Below are 18162 nucleotides of genomic sequence, written 5' to 3' on the forward strand. Positions count from 1 at the left end.
CCCCTCCTATTTTCCAAATAAAAAGACGATGGCATAAAAAAACCATTTCGCCCAGTAATATTCATTGTGTAATCCTTCAAGATCGTATTCATAACCTACCATAGCACCTTTTTGTTTTAATATCCTTTCCAACTTTTCCACATTTCTAACAAAATCCATATTTTTCGATTCTTTAAATCCGACATAAAGAAATACCTTTTTTTCTTTTACATTTTTAACTTCTTCAAATATTTTTGAATTTCCAAAAAAAGTGAAGGACTCATTACTATCGCACCTTTAAAAAACGGGTATTTAAGTGCATACAGTAAGATTAATCCGCCCATAGAAAAACCACCTATGTAATTTTCTTCTTTATTAGTTGAAAATTTATCATCTATGTGTGGTTTTAAGGTGTTAATTATAAACTCTATGTATTTTTCCCCCTTCTCCCCTGCTTTATACCTTTCATTATACCAAGGAGAATACTCAGATAATCTATCACTGTTGTTATAAATACCTACAACAATTATAGATTTTATTTTTCCTGTGGTTATCAATTCATTTAATGTCTCATCAACTTTCCACTCTATTTTTGAAAAAGAAGTATTTTTATCAAACAAATTCTGTCCATCATGCATGTACAAAACAGGATATCTTTTATCTTCATCGTATCCAGGTGGAAGGTATATTAATATATTTCTTGTGTTTTTTAACTGCGGAGAATAAAAATCCTTTATTTTTATCAACTTTCCTTTCATATCTAACCAACCCTTTATCTTTATCTTCACAATCATTCCATCTTTTGATACCCTTACCAATCTATATTCCACATCTTCACTAGTCTCGGTACTCCCCTAGTAATTTTGTACTTTACAACTCCACTTAAATCTGTCTTTAGAACATATACCCCATCCTTGCACGTAAATTTATACCTTTCATCATCTGGTTTCCAACTATTAAAGCTCCCTGTAAGGTACAGGGAGCAGCCTTTTGGTATATTACCAAAAGCTATAAATGTAATTGTATGTGAGTAACATATAAAACTAATCAAAAGCAACCCAAAAATAATTTTTTTCATTTCCACCACCTTTAATAATTATACCATTAAATTATACCATTAACTATATGCACTTAAATCAAATAATCCATGCCCTGATAGTGTAAAAACAATAACCTTTTCTCTTTTTTCCTCCTTTGCCCTTTTTGCTTCCCTTATTGCGCCTGCTATAGCATGAGCCGATTCAGGAGCTGGAACAATTCCTTCAACCTTTGCAAATATCCTTGCTGCATTAAATGTTTCATCTTGCGAAAAACTTTCTGCACGAATTATTTCTTCTTTTACAAGACGCGAAATTATTGGTGAAGCACCATGATATCTTAAGCCACCTGCATGAATCTTTGGTGGAATAAAATCTTTTCCCAAGGTATACATCTTCAACAAAGGAGTTAAACCAGAACTATCACCAAAATCATATCTATATACTCCTTTTGTCAAAGTAGGACAACTTTCCGGCTCACATGCAACAAAATCCACATTTTTTCCAGAAAGTTTATCTGGAACAAAAGGAAAAACTGTTCCGCCAAAATTTGAACCTCCACCATGACACGCTATTATTACATCAGGTTCTAAATTAACTTTTTCAAGTTGTTTTTTTATTTCAAGCCCTATTACCGTTTGATGCAACAACACATGATTTAAAACACTTCCCAAAGAATATTTTGCACCTTCCTCGTTTAACACTTTTTCCATAGCCTCACTAATGGCTATACCCAAACTTCCCGGATGATTTTCATCAAAACTCTTACCAAACTCTGTAAATTTACTAGGCGATGGTACCACATCTCCACCAAAAAGATTCATAAGTTGTTTTCTCATTGGTTTTTGCTCAAAGCTTACTCTTACCATAAACACTTTTACAGGAATATTGAATTTTAACCCTGCGTAAGATAAAGCACTTCCCCATTGTCCCGCACCTGTTTCAGTGTACAACACCTTTGTTCCAGAAATCCTATTGTAATACACCTGCGCTATTGCCGTATTTGTTTTATGACTCCCTGTTGGACTTACACCTTCGTATTTGTAAAAAATCTTTGCAGGAGTATCTAGATACTCTTCCAAAAATTTTGCCCTAATTAGTGGAGTTGGTCTAAATCTTAAATACTCCTTTAGTACTTCATCTGGAATTTCTATAAATCTTTTTTTAGTCATCTCCTGTTCAAGCAAAGGCTCTGGAAAAATCTTTAAAAGCTTTTCCGGAGAAATGGGATTTGTCGTCTCAGGATCAAGTGGTGGATCTAATTCAAAAGGCAAATCTGAAAGAACGTTATACCAATGCCTTGGCATCTCCTCAGTGCTTAGATAAATAACCCTCATACTCTCTCCCCCTTTTCTTTTTAAAATAAAAAAGCCGGGCTTTTTCAGCCCGGCAATTGTCCACATAAAAGAATTTCAGCACGACAAAGGTGGTGGACAATTGCCCATTTTCCACCACCAAACCTTTTTTTCTGTTTTATTAAAACACACAAATAATTTATCCACCATAAATCTCACCTTCTTTATTTTGATAATTCTAACATATTTTTCGTATAAGTCAATTAAATATTAATCAAAAAAATTTGTAATGTAATACAAAAGGATTGTAAAAAAAGCAGAAAAAGTAGGGGTAACTATCCATGTTAATGCTATCTTGACTATTATCCGTTTATTTACAAGTTTTGAACCTTTCGCAAATCCAGCACCAATTACAGCACCAACTATAGCCTGAGAAACTGAAACGGGAATACCAACAAGTGAATACAGCCAAACCGTTATCGCCTGACCTAAAACTGAAATTGCAGAAGAAAAGTAATCAAGTTCTATTATTCTTTTACTAATTGTATACATCACCCTCTTGTTACTAAAAAGAGCTCCCACCGATATACTCAAACCACCAATAAACACAGCTGTATCTATTCCCATCTTCTTTGCAAAAACACCCGTTACATTTGCAACGTTATTTGCACCTAAAGAAAACGAAGCATATGCTCCAATTACTAATGTAAATAAAACAATTAGCTTTTCACGTAATTGTATAGACCTTATCTTGTTAAAAGGTACAGACAATACTTTATACATCAAAAACCCAAAGAACATTCCACCAATTGGTGTTAGAACCCAGGCAACTAACAATTTAAATAATATACCAATATTAACATAGTTATTTAAAATTCCTGCACCTAAAATCCCTCCAACAATGGCTTGTGATGATGAAGAAGGAATCCCAAGTTTTGAGAGTATTACCATAGTAAGCACAGCAGAAATAGTTGAAAGAACGGCAAAATAAATATTCATATTCGAAAAACTACTTATTGTTTCTATTCCACTTTTTCCCCCAAAAATAGCTCCAAAAAATATGGATATAGCAGATACAACTGTAATTAACCTATACCTTAAAATCCCCATCTCCACAGATGGTCCAAAAATATTTGCCGAATCATTTGAACCAAGAAATACTCCAAAAAGTATAGCAGGTAAAATATACAAAGTATATCACTCCTTAACAAGCTTTTTGTTTCATATTTTATCATTATATAACATTTTTTCAAGAAAAAAGTACCACCCAAATAGGTGGTACTTTTCTAAGCTTTCTAAGTTATTAGATATCAACTAAGGAGCCGAAAATAACAAATTAGATAACTCCCCGGCTAATAGATCTATTAACACATCTATAAACTCATCTATTGAAAGTGTTTCAAAAGAGATAGAAAATTCATACTTTACAGGCTCAAGCTCCAATTTCAAATTAAGTTTATTATCACTTCGTGTTATTAAAGTTTGAGATTCGAAAAAATCATAAATTATATTTTTAATCTTCTCTTTTGCATTTGTTGAATCCAAATTCCAAATTTGGTTTTCTATGAAACTTTGGAAGAATATTTTTTGAATTCCTATGTTATTTTCTTTCCAATCAATGGTTTCAGCAGATAGTTTAGAAAAATCAACCGTAAACTTTCCAGTGACAAACACCGTTTCTGATGATGATGAGGTAATTCCATCTATTTTTTCTTCATATGAAAAATCAATAGTCAACGTTTTATCCGGTAAAGACTCATTGATAACTTTTAATACATCGTAAATTTTTGTTTCACTACCCACTTCAAATGAATTTAATTTCAACGTCATACTTTCTGGAAGTTCTTCCAAAATTTTTTCATCCAATAGTTCTTTTGCTACAAATATATTTTCACTTCTAGTAGCTAAGCTTTTAAGTTGATAAAGTTCATACAGACTATACCAACTTGTCCAACCTTTTTCATCTGCTTTTAGCTTTTCAAACTCATATATCTCAATTAAGCTATCCAAAGTAACACTTGCAAAATCTATTTCCTTAGAAAATCCTGGTGTTACAAAGGCATCTTCGATAAATATATCTTTCATATCTAAAATATTAACATCAGGTTTTAATCCAGCCAGTGAATCCGCAAGTATTTTTAAATTTTGCCAATAAGTTTCTAATAATGGCGATGGATTTTTAGAGATAAAATCAACAATTAAAGAACTTGCATCATCTGAAATAAATGGAATATCAATATTTTCCATAGAGTTTTTTACTTTTCTTGCATCTCTTACCATACTTCTTATATTTTTCCTTTTATCATATGCATTAATAAGTGTTTTTGCACTTACCCTTATTAGCATTAAATCTCTGTAATCCAATGCAACTTCATCGGTTGAAGTTACAGCAGCATGAGGAAAAACACTCAAAATCTTATCTCTTGCTTCACCTTCAAACACAATTTTAAAATTATACCTATCATCCCTTTGTCTTACTTTTTCAGTAATGGTCATTACCTTTCTAATCTTATCAATAGCCCCTTTGTGTTTTTCTAACACATCCAAAATAGCTTCAATAATTTCAAATTCATCTTTATCATATGTTTCATATGAGTCACTTTTTGAATTTAAACTGAAAGAACTATATGTAGACATACTGCCAGAAAATACCATCATAACATCTTCAATCAATGATTGTGTTTCATCATCTACAACAACAGCTGCAACATAAGCCGGGTTATCCTCAGTAACACTATCTAGATCTTCCACTTTGCTTTCCAACGAAATATCATTAAAGAAATTTCCAACACAACCGAAAAATGTTAAAAAAATTAATACAACTACTAATATCCACAAAAATTTTTTCATATTTTCACCCCTATCTTATTATACAAAATAAAATCATAAAAATAAATAATTTTATTATTATTTTAATTATTTATTCGTAAATTTCACAAAAAAAATAAGCAATCAAGAAACAAAATCGTAAAATTCAAAAAATATCATTAAAAGAAATAATTTCATCTATATTTTTTCGGTGATATTTTTCCTTTGGATCATTACCATATCCAATTGGAAGAATAACCTCTAGTTTATAATTTCCAAAAGAAAAATCATTTAGATTTGGAGGGGTATACGTTACAGTAGAAAGACCTATTTCTTCAAGAGCTAATAACAAATAACCTATTGCTAGCCACGTGGATTCTTTGGAAAAAGGTGCACTTTTATCGGAATAAACAAATAAAAGATAAGGAGCTTGAGTTAAAAATTCCTTTTTCCAAGTGATATTAGCATTTTTCAAAAATTCTTTTAATTTCCCTTTTGAAGATTCATAAAACTTTCTCTCCTCTTTCTCTACAATTTCTCTGATTTTTTCTTTTTCTTTTTGAGCATCTACTATTTTAAAATGCCAAGGCTGTGCATTCATACCAGATGGTGCTTCCTTTGCAACATTTATAGCATATTTTATATCCTCAATATCTGGCTTTTTGTCTGAAAAAATCCTTACTGTTTTTCTTTTTTTAGCAAGTTCTAATAACATCCTATCACCTCTTAAGTATTTTTTTTACCAACTTTAGTGCTTGTGATGCGTTTTTGGCATAATATACACCAAAATTATCCGCAATTTCTTTGTTCATAGATGCTCCTCCAGAAATTATAGGAATATCTACATTATTATCGACAAATAAATCCTTTACCTCTTTTATTCTTCCAATAGTTGTTGTCATCATGGCAGATAAACCGACTATATCAGGTTTATATTCCTTAACCGCCTTTAAAATTTCTTTTGCAGGAACGTCCTTTCCAAGATCTATAACGTTTATACCAGAACTTTTTAAAACCGTTCCAACTATCCTTTTACCTATATCATGCACATCCCCCTCTACCGTTGCAAGTACAACTGTTCCCAACTTTTCCCTAGCGTTACTTTCAATTAATGAATTTAGGTATTCAAATATAGGAGTTACTGTTTCTGCGGCGAGAATAAGTTGTGGGAGATATATTTCCCCTTTTGAATACAGTTCTCCAATGTACTCCATCTTCTTCGAAAGAATATCCTGACTTATTTGAAGAGGAGTATATTCTTCAAGTAATTTCTCTATCTCTCTTTTTAATTCATCTTCTTTTTTGTTTAGTATCATTTCAATCATGGGCTCGTTACGTATTATCTCTTTTTTTTCAAAATCCACTCCTTTTAAAGTAAGGCTACCAAATACAGCATTCATGGTACACTTTTCAGATGTATTCAAAATAGCCGCAGTTAATCCCTTATCAATACAAAGAGCCAAAAATGAACTATTAAGAGCTTCTCTATTTGGCATACCAAAACTTAAATTAGAAAGTCCTATACTTGTATTTATACCCTCTTTTGAAAGAAGTTCGATTGTTTTTATTGTAACAGCTGGATCTTTCTTGGCCCCCAATGGCAAAACCAACGGATCAACAATTACACGCTCTTTTTCTATATCATGTTTTTCTAGATACCTTATAGCTTCAAGTGCTATATCAAATCGCTCCTTTGCACTTTCAGGTATCTTATCCTTCATGGTTAAGAGAATCAAAATTCCACCGTATCTTTTTAAAAGATAAATTGCTTTATCTAAATTTTCCCTTTTTGCAGTTGAAGAGTTTATTATAGGTCTTCCTACATATTCTTTCAATGCCATTTCCATAAACTCAAATTCTTGTATATCCAACGAAAGAGGTAAAGAACTTATCTTATCTAATGTATTAACAACTTGACTAAAATGTGTTTTATCAAGTAATTTTTCTATTCCAAGGTTTAGATCCAATACATGGGCACCTTCTTTTTCTTGTAAAATTGCAAGTTCTACTATCTTGTTGTAATTTCTTTCTCTTATTTTTTGTTGAAACTTTTTCTTTCCTGCAGCATTAATTCTTTCGCCGATTATAAGGAATGGCTTCATTTTTTTTAACTTGGTTCTACTTGAAACAAATTCCTCTTTTACTATCTCTCTTTTCTTAGGCTTTTTTTCTTTCAAAAATTCAACCATCAACCTTATATGCTCAGGTGATGTCCCACAACATCCTCCTACTATATTTGCACCAAATTCAACAAAGTCTTCCATATACAATGCAAATTTTTCAGGAGATGTGTTATATACTATGCTACCATCTCTCAATAGCTTTGGTTTTCCCGCATTTGGCTCTACACTTATAGGCTTTCTTGAATAATTTGAGAGTTGCTTAAAAACGGGTAATAATTTTTCCGGCTCAAGTGTACAATTTATTCCTACAACATCCACATCTAAATCATTCATCAATGTAGAAAAAATTTCCACACTTGTCCCCGTAACAGCTACTCCATCTTCATCAAACGTCATTTGAACAATTATTGGTACATCCTTTGACAAATCTCTCAAGGCCAAAATAGCCGCTTTTAACTCTTTTAAATCAGACATAGTTTCCAAAATAAACCCATCAATCCCAGAATTTAAAAGTATCTCCCCTTGCTCTTTAAACACCTCGTATGCTTCATCAAAAGTTAATTCTCCAAGTGGTGAAATAAGGTATCCCGTTGACGATATATCACCAAGTATATAAACTTTTTTATCCTTTCTGGCCTTCTTCGCTATCTTTACCGCATTGTAATTAATATCCTTTAAATTATATTTCACCTTTAATGAACTTAGTTTCAACCTGTTTGCACTAAAAGTGTTTGTTAAAAGAAAATCTACCCCTGCATCAACATAAGCCTTTTGAAGGGCATAAACCATTTCACTATTTGTAACATTTAAAGTTTCAATTACTTCCTTAAAACCCAATTTAAAAAATTCCGTACCATATGCTCCATCCAAAAAATATATTCTTTCATTTAACAGTTCTAAAAATTCTTTTCTTTCCAAAATTACCACCATCCTACCATACATGTTGTTGTCTTTCTTGGAATCATAACACCGCTTTGCAAAACCTTAATCTCTTTTATTTTCAAGAAGTTTATAATATCTTTATTTTTCCTAATATCCACATCACCATAGCCAGGAGAAAAACGCATAGTTCCTTTTCCCATTTTTTCCCTAAGTTTTTTATCAAAAGAATCATTGAGTTTTTCCAAAGCCTCAGATGCCCAGGCATCTAATATTGCACCTTTAAAAATTTCGCCATTTTCCATGTATTCCTCTATTTTTTCATCTATATCTTTACCAAGAGTGGAAACAAAAATAGTGATTTTTTTTATTCCTTTAAAACTTTTAGGAACGAAATTTGGAATGTCTTTAATTGTATCAAACCATACAATGGGTTTAGAAAGCCTCAAACCTTCCAAATAAATCTCGTTAATTTCTTCGTTTAGATCATTTTCCATACCTTTGTATCTCATACCAGCTCTTGCAAGAAAAATCTTCTTTGATGGCATATACTCGTGCTTTTCAGGAATATAGACCATACTCTCACCTATATATTCTTTAATATTTCTAATACTGGATCTGGCTTACTCATAGTAAATATATGAATTCCAGGTATACCATACTCACGAAGTTTTTCTATCATCTTTATGGTATGCCTTATTCCTACAAAAAATTCTTCTTTTTCTGTTTTTGCCTCTCTCAAATCCTCAAGTAATTTTTCTGGAATGTCTATAAAAAACGTCCCGGGAAGTTTTTTTGCGCTTTTATAGCTTGTTATTGGCTTAATACCAGGAATAATAGGAATTGTTATATTCTCCTTTTTCAATCTTTCAACAAAATCAATGTACTTTTTTTCATCAAAGAACATTTGAGTTATTACAAACTTTGCACCGGCTTCTATCTTTCTTTTAAGATATTTTATATCTTCCGTCATATTAGGAGACTCAAAATGCTTTTCTGGATATCCTGCAACACCTATACAGAAATCCGTTTTTTTTGCATTTTGGTATAGGTACTTTCCCTTGTTCATATTAAAAATCTGCTCAACAAGCTGATATGCATACTCATACTGCCCATCTTTTTTTATTACATTCCTTTTTTTATCACCTCTTACAACAAAAACATTATCTATGCCTATAAAATCAAGGTCAATAAGGAGTTCTTCAAGTTCAAACTTGCTATTCCCAATACAAGTAAGATGTGGAACAACATCTATATCGTACCGCATCTTTAATGCTGCAACTATTCCCATTGTTCCAGGTCTTCTCACTTTTGGAAGTTTCAAAATCCGCCCATCTACCTCATAATACTCCAGTTCAGCAGGATGTTTTGTAACACTTATAAACGCTGGATTAAAAGGTGCTATTTTGTCAACCACCTTATAAATCTCATCTATACTGTGACCTCTAAGTGGTGGAATCACCTCAACTGATACAAAAAAATCCTTTATTTTAGATATCTTCATCTTACCATCCCCTCACTCTGTGTATACCCTTTATAACAACATATCCATCTATAATTACAACTATATCTTGTATTTCTTGAAACTCTTTTTTTAAAATTCTTTTTGCATCGTATACGTTTTTTATATTGTTTGATATAGCAGTTGCGTAGGCGTCTGAAAGAGTTGCATCGTGTGTAACAACAGTAGTCGTATCTGTTTTTCCAAAATTTTTTGAATGACCTATATATCTCGATGAAGTGGCAATACCATATTCTCCAGCAGGAAGTTCTATTTTCAAATTTATCGTATTTGAAACTATTCCAACACTTGTATCAGTTGTAGAAAAAACATATAAATCTCCGCCATTTTCCACAAAAAGTTTTTGTGGAGAAAATGTGTTTAATATAAACCGTCCAACAAACTTCGAAAACGCACCAGCAACAGCTGCCATAGGACCAACACCTGCTTTTTGTGAACAAAGTATCATATCTTTAACTATTTCCGGCTCATCACACTTGATTTTTAATGGCTTTAGCACACCTAAAAACTCTTCATCTACATACTCTTCTATACTCTTTCTTAAATCCACAAGATACTCATAAATCAAAATTGGCAAACCAGGTATCTTTTTATCCATCCCTATCCAAATATCGCTTTCTTTATATTTTACCCTAAACGAAAATAAATTATGTCCCATTAACTCTCTATAATACCTATTCAATTTAGCAACCCCCAAGGAAGTTCTATCCCGATAGGACACACATCACTGCACAAACCACAATCCACACACTTTTCACTGTAAAACCTTACTATATCATCTTCAAGTACTAGTGCATCACAATATCCCGTACAAAGTCCACAATTAACACACGTTTTTTTTACATTGTTTGTATTCGTAGATTTTTTCTTTATCTTTAAGGACTTGTAATCTGACTCTTTTGGAAGAAATGATACGGGTTTTGTTATGTAAAATTTCTTTTCTAATATCTTTTCCTTCAGTTTTTTTGCAATCTTTCTTGAAACACTTAAACTCGTTAGTGGTGCTGTCCTCACAACTTTTTCGTTTATTTCTATTCTACCACTTCTCAACTCTTTAAAACTTACTTCTTTTATAGTAGGTTTTCCAGGTTTCCCATAGTCTTTCAACGTAGTAATTAATTCTTCGTTTGATCTGGTTACAAAATATGCTATTTCTTCAGAAAGTATTGGAATGGGAATTCCAATACCAACAAACATCGTTATTCCATAATTTTTAAACTTTGCCGCTCTAATATATTCCAAACTCATTTCCTTTGCATTTCCAATAACAGCTAAAGTTCTAGAAGGACCTTTGGGAATTATTTCTTTAGATGGATTGTACTGTGTTCCCTGCCAAATAATATATCCTTCTGTTCCTCCAAAAAATATCCTAGTTCCAATGCCTACAGTTTCTAAATTCGGATCATTTAATAGCGGACTTAGTTCTCCTGATGTTGCATAAGTTACATTTCCATAATTTGGGAGCAATTTCCCCATGTATGTATACAAAGTTCTATTTGAACTATTTGTCGCTGCAGAATAATTTTGATATACATTACGTGGATTGAAAAAATAAAACTCATTTATTAATTCCTTATTTACATACCCACTTATCTCCTTTCTCGGATAACAATCTGTCCCCTTTCCTTTTGCTTGTAAAAGTACATCTTTACCGGAAATCAGCTTTTCAATAACATATGCCCCGCCACTTTTTCTACTTTCTTGAGTTACACCCAAATATCCATCGACTGCCGCAAGCCCACCGTGTGCAGATACTCCATCTAACTTTATCTGCTCCATCCTCATAGGAGGGGTTGTATGTCCAAAGTTAAAAAACACGCCAGAAGAACACATAGGAGAAAAAGTCCCGGTAGTTACCACATCAACATTTTCATACACATACTTTACCCCTTTTTCTTTTGAAAGCTTCACAACTTCTTCAGCAGTTAATACTACTACCTTACCCTTCGAAATTTTTTCATTAATCTCCTCATACGTTCTCATACAATCTCCTCCTTTGTATACAATATATTATGAATTATATGGATAATTTGTTTTAATCTTTCTCTTTTAACTAGCAAAATCAAAAAATTATTACCATCTTTCAACACAAAAAAATTGTGATTGTGGAAGTAAAGAGCGTTTAATATTAATAGTTTTTTTCCTATATCAATATCTCCACCTATTACCAGCAAGGAAAGATCTTCAACTACAGAAAATTCGGAAAAATAAGACTTTATTTCCTCAATTTTTTCCCTCTCTACCACAACATTTGCTTTATTTTGAAAAACATCCAAATACTTTACGTTTCTTGGAATCTTCTCAATAGTTCCACTTATTAACACCTCATTTTCCAAAAAACTCATAGAAAAAACTCCAAAATCAAGTTCTTTTGAAATAAGAGTATACTTTCCACCTTTTATTCCAGTAATTCTTACAGGTATATTTTTCAACTTGGCAGGAAGAATAGCTTGGGAATGTATTATCTTTGCTCCAAAATAAGATAGAATTTCTGCTATTTCATATGAAATCTTTGTTATTGGAACAGAATTTTTTACCATTTTGGGATCACAAGAAAAAAGTGAACTTACATCTTTATAAAGTATTACTTCCTTTACATCTAGCATGTATGCTAATGCCGTTGCGGTATAATCACTGCCACCTCTACCCAATGTTTTTACCTCTCCATTATACATTGCATAAAACCCCGGAACTATGTAAATTTTTTCTTCATTAAAAGAATCTTTTAAACTAACACTAAGATCAATCTGTTCTTCCATATTTAAAGTTAATCCTATGTTCTCAGGAAGCCTTTCTTCTGCGTTAAAACCTTTTCTTTCAAGAAAAATTTTTAACGCCAAAGAGGTACATCTTTCACCATGAGAAATGATTTTCTCAATATTTTCTTCTCCTCTGATTTCATAAACTCTTTTTCTTAATTCATCTGAATCCCCCCCCAAAAACCCACTAATTTTTTCATACATATTTCCCAAAAATACATCGTTAATATCATTTTTCAAAAGTTCATCTGTTAACCCAAATGGAGCTGATACAACTATTACGAGTTTTTTCTCATCTAAAAGTTTAGGTACAAAAGAAAAAGTGTTTTTTAGAATAGAACCGCCAAGTTTAAGTATCTTCAATGCTTTCACCTCCTTAAAATAAAAAAACGGCCAGTGTTGTACACACTGGCCGCTTGTTTGTCTAGCTAATAATTACTAAATTTCCATAACAAAAGGCTGCGGCCAGTGTAGCCACATGCCGCGCATTATCATCATGTTAACTATATTGATATGATCAATATTTACACCTTCAACTTTTTTCCTTTCCATAACTCTCCCTCACAGTAAGTTTTTTTATATTTTAACAAAAATAAAAAAATTGTCAAGAGAACTTTGAAAAACCTCATTAATGTAAAGTATAATTAAACAAAAAAGTGCAAAGAAGGAGTTCCAAGAATAGCAATTAAAAAACTATCTTTGCCTATGATTTTAACGATGTTAGTACAAACAATTTAGTAGATGGAATATGGGTTGCAGGATTAGGTTCAAATGCATTAGCAGCAATAGGTTTATTTTTTCCCATATTCATGATAATCATCGCTTTATCTTCAGGACTTGGAGTGGGGACAAGTTCAGAAATTTCCAGAAAAATTGGAGAAAAAACAAAAAAGGAGCAGATACAGCTGCTATTATTTCTGTATTATTATTGTATTAGACATTTTATCTGTAATTATATTTCTAATCACAATTAAACCCATATTACTCTCTACTGGTACAAGTAGCGAAACATTAAAATTAGCTTTAGACTATGCATATATATTGTTAATTTTTTCTCCTTTTTTAATGTTTAACAAAGTAGCCAACGAAATATTAAATGCAAAAAAAGCTATGCTTGCAATTGCAATAGGTTCCTTTCTAAACATGGTATTAGATCCAATATTTATATATAATACATTTAAATTAGGTATTAAAGGTGCGGCAATTGCAACTGTTGTTTCTTTTAGTATATCTACCCTGTTTATAGTTTACTGGATGTTTATAAAAAGAAACACATACCTAAAAATAACATTTAAAGATTTTAAATATGATTCAAAAATTTAAAAAATATTTTAAAAGTTGGTATTTTATCTTCTTTGTCACAAGCTGTTATGTCCGTTGCTATATTTATCTTAAACATTTTTGCGGTAAAAGCGGGAGGAGATTTGGGAATTGCGATATTTACAAGTTCGTGGAGGATAATAAACTTTGTTACAATTACATTAAGCGGTAACCACCGTAACAGGTGCAGCATATGGACAAAGAAATGGTAAAAAATTATCTCAAGCACATTTATATTCAATAAACTTTGGCTCGACCATTAGTATATTTGTTTTACTTGGAATATTCATATTTACACCTCAAATAGCAAAGATATTTTCATACTCTAAAGATGGCTCTTTAATATATAACGATATAATAGTTGCATTAAAAATTATGAGTTTATTTTTACCTGGTGTACCATTTGGAATGTTCACATCGTCTATGTTTCAAGGTATAGGACATGTGCTCAAAAGTCTAACAGTAACAATAATGCGAACAATAATAATGCAACTTTTGTTTTCCTGGATATATATTTCCCTATTTAACTTTGGACTTTTAAGGGTTTGCTGGAAAATTAATGATTACTTTCCTTTGAGGAAGAATAACCATTAAAAAATTAAGAATAGTTGAAGGAATATAATTAAAAAGTTCAAAAATTTATTTGTTTTTGATATAATATTTTGGAAACGATACCAAAAGGAGGGGAATATTTTGAAGAAGGGTATTTTGTTATTTTTGGTAATATTACTAATTTTTTCTTCTTGTGTAAAAACATCACCAGTTATATTAAACATTTCACTTTATGGAGACATTGAAAAACTGGATAGTTCTAAAACATTCAAAGTTCAAAGTTTCGAAGAAAACATACAAATAGAAAGATATAAATTAAAGATACTCCAAGAAAAAAAACTAATATTTGAGAAAGACATTACTACAAATTTTCACATCAACCTTGGTGAAATTATTCCTGGGAAATATACAATTAGAATTGATGCATATGAAAAAGATAATCTAATACTTTACGGCGAAAAAGAAGCGTTACTATCATACGGCGAAAACAACATCACAATATATACGCGCTTTACAAATGGAAAATTAGTTATAACCCTATCTTCTGATGGAAATACAATAACTCAATCAAAAATTACAGGAACGCTACCTGCTTCTCCTGTAAATACATTTATTGAAGAAAATAAAACATATATAGAAAAAGAAGTCTATCCTGGTGTATGGGAAATAACCATAGATGCAACCCTAAATGATAATATTAACAAAAACTACAACACGGTAATAGAAATTTTACCGTCAAAAACAAAAGAAATAAATTTTGAAATAAACAACAGTGGTATCACTATCATGCCTGTGCTCCCATATCTTGAAAAAATAAATAATACAACTGCACAATTAGACAACGAGGGAATAAAACTTTATTGGGACTACGACCTACCCGCAACCTTTTGGATATACAAAGGTTCAAATGATTTTGATATATCATTCGTTGGAACTACAACAAATAATTATTTCATCGATAAAAATCCATTAAAAGAAAAATATTTCTACTATGTTAATGCAATACTTGACGGAAAAGAAAGCGGATTAACAAAAATTGATGCAAAAAAAATTATTGATGAAATTTTCTCCTCAAACATTATGTACCTTTTATTCGTAAGATCGTTTTTTGATAGCAATAACGATGGCATAGGTAATTTAAAAGGAATCACTCAGAAAATGGATTATTTAAAAGATTTAGGTATAAGCGTTATATGGCTCATGCCCATATTCAAAGCTACATCATATCACGGTTACGATGTAGTTGATTACTATAACATAAATCCTGAATATGGAACAATTGAAGATTTAAAAGAATTACTGGAAAAGGCTCATGAGAATAACATAAAGGTTATTTTAGACATACCTTTAAACCACAGCTCTGATGAAAATATATGGTTTAAAGACGCGATTGAAAATACTACCAATTCAAAATATTGGAATTACTACATCATGAGCCTTGAAGAGAAAAATGAACCACATTGGCATTACAAAATAAACTCAAAAGGTAAAAAGGTATATTATTTTGGAATATTTAGTCCATCTATGCCCGATTTTAACTTAAATAACGAGGAAGTAAAAAAACTACATAAAGAAATATTAAGCTATTGGATAAATTATGGAGTTGATGGTTTTAGATTTGACGCTGTAAAACATTTCTTTGGAGATGATTGGGATAATGGAATAGAAGATTCAAGTAAATATTCCCAAGAATTAGCAAGGTATGTAAAATCAATAAAGAAAGATGCCATAATCGTAGGAGAAGTATATGATGGTAACATAGATACGTTAAAAAAATTTGCTCCAATGCCTGTGTTTGATTTTAATTTTATGTTCAATATAAGAGAAAATTTTGAAGGAAAAGATAACCTCTTATCTACTTGGTATAAAGAGGTGAATTATGAAGAAATTACACCAAACTATTTTCCATTTATCAACAATCACGACTTAAATAGATTTATATCAGTCTTGTGTGATGAAAAATACAAAGATACATATCACGGGACAATACAATTTGCATTACTTAATAGCTTACTTGTAATGTTAGAAGGGCTACCTACTATATATTACGGTGATGAAATTGGTTTAAAAGGCTTTAAATGGAATGGGCCAGTTTATGATGAGCCTGTTAGAGAACCTATGCAGTGGTATGCCTCACAAAGCGGAGAGGGACAAACGAATTGGACAAAAGAAATCTATATATCAAACAATATCACATTTGGAAATGCAAATATAGATGGTGCAATATACGATGATCCATACGATGGTATATCAGTTGAAGAACAGGAAAATGAAAATTCTTTGCTAACTTACTTTAAAACCCTCTTTAATTTAAAAAAGGAATACTACTCTCTTTCACATGGAACAGTTGAAATATTAAAAAATTGGAAAAACCTAATTGTCTTGAAAAAAACTTATTTTAGCCAAGAGGCTTTGGTAATATTTAACTTAGATCCATTCTATTCAAACAATTTTACAATTCCAAAAGATTACAAACAAATCTTTTATGCTAACCTAAATGATTTTACTTTTGAAAAAGTTGAAAAGATTATAGAAAAAGATACAAATTACATTATTAACCCAAGACAAGTTTATATATTTATAAAATAAACTAACTAATTAAAAAAATGGCTTCGGCAATCCACCGAGGCCATTTTTTATTAAATTATTCTTGAGGCATTAAAACTTTCCAGAGAGAAGATTTTTATACACATTCAATAACTCAAACGTTTTTGAATAGCCAAATGCATCAAATTTTGCATCTATCTTTAACCCACCTAGAATCTTTCAATCTGGAATATCTACATTTGCTGTTACCTTTGGTAGCATGAAAAGCTCCAATCCTGCTGAACCATTTATTGTAAATCCAAGATTTATTGGCATACCTGCAGTTACACTTGTATTGTAATCCGCATCTATCGAAAGTGGAGATATATGAAATTTTACCTCTTTAATTGTATTCCATTCACCATCGTATTCTAATCCCATTTCTTCACCTTTTAAGGTTTGTAATACTCCAAATGATAAATATGCATTAACAGTCCCATCTAGAAACACAGATATATTTACCCTAGGAATAATAACTATTGGAATACCCAAAATATTAAACTTTATTGGATTATACTCAACTAAAGCAACGGGAATAGATATATTTTTACTAAAATCCAAATTAAACTCTGGACTAACTGAAGCCCTTAATTGAACATGCTGTTCTATATCTTTTATTCCAACCTTCAAATATTTCAGTTTAAACCAACCTATCTTTATATCAATTTCACCTTTTGCTGAAAAGGTTAAATCACCACTTAACGTTATCCTATCATAAGTTGTCAAAGGATTTTTATCTATATCTATTACATATTCAAAGTTCTTGTTAAATATAATTGGTGAAGTAACAAAATCTGGTTTTGGAGTATCTTTCAACATTACCCCATCATATACCTTTATCTCTTTAATATTTTTTGGATTTAAATCTAAAGTTTTTTCTATTTCCACATTTGCAAAAATTTCTTCAATTTTTGCAATAGATGTATATACAACTATTTTCGTATCAAACCTTTCTACCTTTTTAACTTTTCCTATAAATCCATAAGGTGTTAAAGAAGTTTCTCCCGCAACTAAAACCATTCCTTCTTTTAAACTACTTGAAAAATCATCATAAGTAAATGTTAGTACTCCTTTTTCAACACTTAAAACCGTACCTTTTGATATTTCCTCGTCTAAAACAATTACGTTGTCTGATATTCTTTCTTCTGTTAAAGCTTCTTCTTTATTTACCCCATTAATCTTTGCACAGGAAAATAGAAAGAAACCTAACAATAAAAGAGCGGCCACTAATAAATAAAAATACTTTCTCATCTTTACCCCCTTCTTATATAAAAATAAAATAAGTAATACAATAATAATTAT

15 protein-coding genes and 2 pseudogenes are annotated in these 18162 nt (G+C 31.1%); 3 read left to right on the top strand and 14 right to left on the bottom strand.

The window, feature by feature from the left end; all coding sequences use genetic code 11:
• Positions 1–6: 6 nt before the first annotated feature.
• From TMEL_RS10490 to TMEL_RS03860, 13 genes are all read right to left on the bottom strand, one after another.
• A complete protein-coding gene (locus TMEL_RS10490) occupies positions 7–159 on the bottom strand; it encodes a hypothetical protein (RefSeq protein WP_012056947.1) in 153 nt (50 codons plus the stop codon).
• A gap of 47 nt (positions 160–206) precedes the next feature.
• On the bottom strand, positions 207–809 hold the full coding sequence (locus TMEL_RS10495) for an alpha/beta hydrolase (RefSeq protein WP_012056948.1): 603 nt from the start codon (positions 807–809) through the stop codon (positions 207–209).
• Positions 791–1057, bottom strand: coding sequence for a hypothetical protein (locus tag TMEL_RS10500; RefSeq protein WP_041425964.1), 267 nt, complete (start codon positions 1055–1057; stop codon positions 791–793). The genes TMEL_RS10495 and TMEL_RS10500 overlap by 19 nt, the downstream gene beginning before the upstream one ends.
• A 39-nt stretch (positions 1058–1096) precedes the next feature.
• Entirely contained in the window at positions 1097–2353 is a 1257-nt protein-coding gene (locus TMEL_RS03815; RefSeq protein ID WP_012056950.1) for a TrpB-like pyridoxal phosphate-dependent enzyme, read from the bottom strand.
• Positions 2354–2581: 228 nt separating this feature from the next.
• Positions 2582–3502, bottom strand: a complete 921-nt coding sequence (locus TMEL_RS03820) for an inorganic phosphate transporter (protein ID WP_012056951.1) — start codon at positions 3500–3502, stop codon at positions 2582–2584.
• 123 nt (positions 3503–3625) lie between these two features.
• A complete protein-coding gene (locus TMEL_RS03825; RefSeq protein ID WP_012056952.1) occupies positions 3626–5161 on the bottom strand; it encodes a hypothetical protein in 1536 nt (511 codons plus the stop codon).
• A gap of 124 nt (positions 5162–5285) precedes the next feature.
• On the bottom strand, positions 5286–5834 hold the full coding sequence (locus tag TMEL_RS03830; RefSeq protein WP_012056953.1) for a nitroreductase family protein: 549 nt from the start codon (positions 5832–5834) through the stop codon (positions 5286–5288).
• Between the two features lie 4 nt (positions 5835–5838).
• Positions 5839–8169, bottom strand: a complete 2331-nt coding sequence (locus TMEL_RS03835; protein WP_231109777.1) for a homocysteine S-methyltransferase family protein — start codon at positions 8167–8169, stop codon at positions 5839–5841.
• On the bottom strand, positions 8163–8699 hold the full coding sequence (locus TMEL_RS03840; protein ID WP_012056955.1) for a methionine synthase: 537 nt from the start codon (positions 8697–8699) through the stop codon (positions 8163–8165). Before TMEL_RS03840 ends, TMEL_RS03835 begins: the two co-directional genes overlap by 7 nt.
• Positions 8700–8707: 8 nt before the next feature.
• Complete coding sequence (locus TMEL_RS03845; RefSeq protein ID WP_012056956.1) at positions 8708–9625, bottom strand: methylenetetrahydrofolate reductase; 918 nt, start codon at positions 9623–9625, stop codon at positions 8708–8710.
• 1 nt (position 9626) lies between these two features.
• On the bottom strand, positions 9627–10325 hold the full coding sequence (locus TMEL_RS03850; RefSeq protein WP_041425969.1) for a UPF0280 family protein: 699 nt from the start codon (positions 10323–10325) through the stop codon (positions 9627–9629).
• A complete protein-coding gene (locus TMEL_RS03855) occupies positions 10322–11626 on the bottom strand; it encodes a homocysteine biosynthesis protein (protein WP_012056958.1) in 1305 nt (434 codons plus the stop codon). The genes TMEL_RS03850 and TMEL_RS03855 overlap by 4 nt, the downstream gene beginning before the upstream one ends.
• Positions 11623–12765, bottom strand: a complete 1143-nt coding sequence (locus TMEL_RS03860) for an amino acid kinase family protein (protein WP_012056959.1) — start codon at positions 12763–12765, stop codon at positions 11623–11625. Before TMEL_RS03860 ends, TMEL_RS03855 begins: the two co-directional genes overlap by 4 nt.
• 422 nt (positions 12766–13187) lie before the next feature.
• Here TMEL_RS03860 and TMEL_RS10505 point away from each other — a divergent pair.
• From TMEL_RS10505 to TMEL_RS03870, 3 genes and pseudogenes are all read left to right on the top strand, one after another.
• Positions 13188–13725: pseudogene (locus TMEL_RS10505) on the top strand (MATE family efflux transporter).
• Between the two features lie 174 nt (positions 13726–13899).
• A pseudogene (locus TMEL_RS10510) lies at positions 13900–14316 on the top strand (MATE family efflux transporter); the annotation flags it as partial.
• 99 nt (positions 14317–14415) lie between these two features.
• Positions 14416–16863, top strand: a complete 2448-nt coding sequence (locus TMEL_RS03870) for an alpha-amylase family glycosyl hydrolase (protein WP_012056960.1) — start codon at positions 14416–14418, stop codon at positions 16861–16863.
• A gap of 177 nt (positions 16864–17040) precedes the next feature.
• Here the strand turns inward: TMEL_RS03870 and TMEL_RS03875 are convergent, their stop codons facing one another.
• Positions 17041–18111 (bottom strand): hypothetical protein, encoded by a 1071-nt coding sequence (locus TMEL_RS03875; RefSeq protein ID WP_012056961.1) that lies wholly within the window; start codon positions 18109–18111, stop codon positions 17041–17043.
• Positions 18112–18162: the final 51 nt, after the last annotated feature.

The organism is Thermosipho melanesiensis BI429 (assembly GCF_000016905.1).
GTDB lineage: Bacteria > Thermotogota > Thermotogae > Thermotogales > Fervidobacteriaceae > Thermosipho > Thermosipho melanesiensis.

Bases quoted from the DNA above. Each gene is read 5' to 3' on its own strand.
- TMEL_RS03840 (WP_012056955.1), bottom strand. From the start codon at position 8,699: ATGGTCTATATTCCTGAAAAGCACGAGTATATGCCATCAAAGAAGATT.
- TMEL_RS10500 (WP_041425964.1), bottom strand. From the start codon at position 1,057: ATGAAAAAAATTATTTTTGGGTTGCTTTTGATTAGTTTTATATGTTAC.
- TMEL_RS03830 (WP_012056953.1), bottom strand. From the start codon at position 5,834: ATGTTATTAGAACTTGCTAAAAAAAGAAAAACAGTAAGGATTTTTTCA.
- TMEL_RS03825 (WP_012056952.1), bottom strand. From the start codon at position 5,161: ATGAAAAAATTTTTGTGGATATTAGTAGTTGTATTAATTTTTTTAACA.
- TMEL_RS03815 (WP_012056950.1), bottom strand. From the start codon at position 2,353: ATGAGGGTTATTTATCTAAGCACTGAGGAGATGCCAAGGCATTGGTAT.
- TMEL_RS03845 (WP_012056956.1), bottom strand. From the start codon at position 9,625: ATGAAGATATCTAAAATAAAGGATTTTTTTGTATCAGTTGAGGTGATT.
- TMEL_RS03875 (WP_012056961.1), bottom strand. From the start codon at position 18,111: ATGAGAAAGTATTTTTATTTATTAGTGGCCGCTCTTTTATTGTTAGGT.
- TMEL_RS10490 (WP_012056947.1), bottom strand. From the start codon at position 159: ATGGATTTTGTTAGAAATGTGGAAAAGTTGGAAAGGATATTAAAACAA.
- TMEL_RS03855 (WP_012056958.1), bottom strand. From the start codon at position 11,626: ATGAGAACGTATGAGGAGATTAATGAAAAAATTTCGAAGGGTAAGGTA.